Source organism: Janthinobacterium sp. GW822-FHT07A03 (assembly GCF_058798815.1).
The window spans coordinates 1-989 of sequence record NZ_JBXAKW010000038.1; the positions used below are offsets into that span (position 1 = coordinate 1).

1 protein-coding gene is annotated in these 989 nt (G+C 55.5%); it reads left to right on the forward strand.

Features of this window, described 5'->3' with window-relative positions; genetic code table 11:
- Positions 1-989 (forward strand): AMP-binding protein (locus AC1RJW_RS29670; RefSeq protein WP_493048107.1); only part of this gene is annotated, 989 nt, incomplete at both ends.

Sequence of the window (989 nt, forward strand, 5' to 3'; positions counted from 1 at the left end):
CCCGACGACCGGGTGGCGATCTGCGTGGAGCGCAGCATCGAGATGGTGGTCGGCCTGCTGGGCGTGCTCAAATCCGGTGCGGCGTATGTACCGGTCGATCCTGCTTATCCGGATGAGCGGCTGGAATATGTGCTGGCAGATTGCGCGCCAATAGTCATACTGACACAATCCGTGCTGCGCGTCACGCTAGCCCCGCTCGGTAACGTCGCGGTGCCGGTGTTGCAGCTAGATAAGCTAGGTGAACAGTCCGAGACCAATCCAGACCCGACTGTACTGGATGTAAATCTGTCCCATCTGGCCTATGTTATCTACACCTCCGGCTCTACCGGCCTACCCAAGGGTGTAATCGTTGAACATCGATCACTTTTGAACTTGCGGGAAGCGCTTGCGCAGACGGCATTCAGATTCTCGACGGATTGTTCCAGCGTTGCATTGAATGCGTTTTTCACTTTCGACGCCTCGTTGCAATCGATATTGCAGCTGACGTCCGGGCACCGTGTTGTTATTGTTCCGCAGTCGACACGTACCAACGCACTAGAATTCATTGATTTTCTGTATCGCTATGAGATCGACGTATTCGACTGTACGCCGACCCAGCTGGAAACGCTTCTCTCAGCCGGCTTGCTTGATATGTTGCATCCGCCGAAGTGCATTCTGGTTGGCGGCGAAGCCATTAGTCCAGGAACGTGGATTAAATTGAGTCTTGTCCCAGCTATTCAGTTCTTCAATGTTTACGGTCCGACTGAATGTACTGTTGATGCAACGCTTGCACTTGTCGACCGCACGGTTCCGATTCCACATATCGGCCGACCGCTGGCGAATGCACGAATCTACTTGCTGGACGCGCACCAGCAGCCGGTGCCGCAGGGTGTGATCGGCGAGATGTACATCGGCGGTGCCGGTGTTGCGCGCGGTTACCTGAACCGTCCGGAACTGACGGCGGAACGTTTTATCGCTGATCCATTCAGTGACGCGCCACAGGCCCGTCT